The organism is Ancylomarina longa (assembly GCF_003996985.1).
In the GTDB taxonomy this organism is placed as follows: domain Bacteria; phylum Bacteroidota; class Bacteroidia; order Bacteroidales; family Marinifilaceae; genus Ancylomarina_A; species Ancylomarina_A longa.
On record NZ_RJJX01000051.1, the window covers coordinates 1 to 2751 of the forward strand.

At 36.2% G+C, this 2751-nt stretch carries 2 protein-coding genes and 1 tRNA gene; 1 reads left to right on the forward strand and 2 read right to left on the reverse strand.

What is annotated here, in order from left to right:
* Nucleotides 1-844: 844 nt before the first annotated feature.
* Nucleotides 845-916: transfer RNA gene (locus DLK05_RS18925), tRNA-Asn, on the reverse strand.
* 368 nt (nucleotides 917-1284) lie between these two features.
* Here DLK05_RS18925 and DLK05_RS18930 point away from each other — a divergent pair.
* Nucleotides 1285-2268, forward strand: a complete 984-nt coding sequence (locus DLK05_RS18930) for a hypothetical protein (RefSeq protein ID WP_209319932.1) — start codon at nucleotides 1285-1287, stop codon at nucleotides 2266-2268.
* Here the strand turns inward: DLK05_RS18930 and DLK05_RS18935 are convergent.
* A complete protein-coding gene (locus DLK05_RS18935) occupies nucleotides 2230-2742 on the reverse strand; it encodes a hypothetical protein (RefSeq protein WP_498366004.1) in 513 nt (170 codons plus the stop codon). The two genes, DLK05_RS18930 and DLK05_RS18935, sit on opposite strands and share 39 nt — an antisense overlap.
* Nucleotides 2743-2751 lie beyond the last annotated feature (9 nt).

The window sequence follows — 2751 nt, forward strand, 5'->3', positions numbered from 1 at the left end:
TCATCCCACTTCACACCYCGGAACGCACCGTTCTTATAGAGAGAAAGGCRCTTTCACATCCGAAATGGCTGGGGAGAGGAAAGGTTCCTTTTTTTAGGGTACTCCTGGGAACAGATCCAGTGGAGACGGRGTGGGGCYTGTAGCTCAGAGGATTAGAGCACGTGGCTACGAACCACGGTGTCRGGGGTTCGAATCCCTCCTCGCCCACAACCGGCCCAAAAGGGAAGGRCCTTTCCCTCCGGGGGGGTAGGAAAATCATGCTCGGGATAGCGATAGCGGACTCAAAGCTATGGAACTTGGGGATGGGTCTTTTGTCGAAATAGAGTGGAGTGACCTTCTTTTTTATTTGAATTTAGATATATATCTATTATATCTATCGCTTTTTTAATTTTACATATAGTATTTTTAAACGGCCGAATCAGCATATTTTTTGAAGCCCCGTAACTCTTCCTCAGCCAGGCTTGGGCAGAATAGCGGAGCAAGTATTAGTAGCATAGCAAAAATGCGTTCCTCATCATTAAGTCATTAAATTCATATGTTTGCTCGCGGTAAYTGTGRMCTCTCRGGAGAATCGATGACTGCATCAAAGATGCACTTGTTAGTACATCTGAAAATTYTKAATTGGCTAGTTGTAAATAGCCCCAGGACTATRGAAYAAAGGATTATCCMGRACCTACACCGAGGTATTGACGGTGATTCTCAAATATCRCAGAACAGAATGTGATACGATGAGATAGAATGCAATAGAAACAAAGACACAGGGAACGGGTTACCKACTCTTAACGGTCAAAGCGAACCCGTTCATTCTTACATTCTGAATTCTTWAATTCRGAATGAATCAAATCTCCYCAAGTAGGATTCGAACCTACGACCAATCRGTTAACAGCCGACCGCTCTACCACTGAGCTACTGAGGAACAACGGGAGATTAGATCTCATAGAGTTCAATTCCCGTTCTCAACCCATGACCAATATGARCTCGAAGYTTCCTTCGTAACYCCCGGAACTTCTTCGTAGTGGCTCYGTTCCATGCCTMATTTMATAGGGAACCTCAAAGYGGCTCTATTTCATTATATTCCATCCATATCCCAATTCCATTCATTTAATATCCYTTTGGTGTCATTGACATAAGAGATGTCSTTTCTAGTCTATCTSTTTCTATTTCTATATATGGAAAGTTRMAAAATCATCATATAATAATMCAGAAATTRMAATARAAAAGAAAAAAGGGAGGTTTGTGATGGTTTTTCAATCTTTTATACTAGGTAATCTAGTATCCTTATGCATGAAGATAATAAATTCGGTCGTTGTGGTCGGACTCTATTATGGATTTCTGACCACATTYTCCATAGGRCCCTCYTATCTCTTCCTTCTCCGAGCTCRSGTTATGGAMGAAGGAGAAGAAGGAACCGAGAARRARGTATCAGCAACAACWGGTTTTATTRCGGGRCAGCTYATRATGTTCATATCGATCTATTATGCGCCTCTGCATYTAGCAYTGGGTAGACCTCATACAATAACTGTCCTAGYTCTACCGTATCTTTTGTTTCATTTCTTCTGSAAYAATCACAAAMACTTYTTTGATTATGGATCTACTACCAGAAATKMAATGCGTAATCTYMGCATTCAATGTGTATTCCTGAATAATCTCATTTTTCAATTATTCAAYYATTTCATTTTACCAAGTTCAATGTTAGCSAGATTAGTCAACATTTWTATGTTTCGATGCAACARCAAGATGYTATTYGTAACAAGTAGTTTTGTTGGTTGGWTAATTGGTCACATTTTATTCATGAAATGGGTTGGATTGGTATTAGTCTGGATACRGCAAAATAATTCTATTAGRTCTAATGTASTTATTMGATCTAATAAGTATAAGTTCCTTGTGTCAGAAKTGAGAAATTCTATGGCTCGAATCTTTAGTATTCTCTTATTTATTACCTGTGTCTACTATTTAGGCAGAATACCATCACCCATTTTTACTAAGAAACTTAAAGGAACCTCAGAAACGGGTGGGACTAAACAGGACCAAGAGGTATCCACCGAAGAAGCTCCTTTTCCTTCTCTTTTTTCGGAAGAAGGGGAAGATCTGGACAAAATCGATGAAATGGAAGAAATCCGAGTGAATGGAAAAGACAAAATTAATAAGGATGATGAATTCCACGTTCGAACATACTATAACTATAAAACTGTTTCTGAAAATCTATATGGAAATAAAGAAAATTCGAATTTAGAATTTTTCAAAATAAAAAAAAAAGAGGATCATTAAAAAAATCAATACATAGGACAAATATAAGAACAGATAAGAAGAGATGCGACTTCCACCYATATATTTTGTTACTTCTCCTACAAAGAAACTTGTAATACCTACTCCATTTGTAATTCCATCAATGATTCGTTTATCAAAAAAAGTCGTTTGTTTTGCTAATCTTCTTATACTTTCAATTAAAGATGTTTTAAAAAAAGAATCTATGTAACCACGATTATATGACCAATTATATACAAAATTTATTAGTTTTTCCCAATGAATTCGTTTAGAATTCCATTTTTGAAATGAATTAAGTAAGGTTAAATTTAATAAAGATGAATAAAAAGGCTTATATAAACAGTATGCTATAAATATTCCAAAAAAGGCTATACTGACCGAAAAAGTTGCATTTCTCAAARATTCATACCAATCTACAAAATTTTGTGAATTTTTATGCAAAAGGTTTATTGACGGCGTGAAAAATTTTGATAATATATCAAAGTC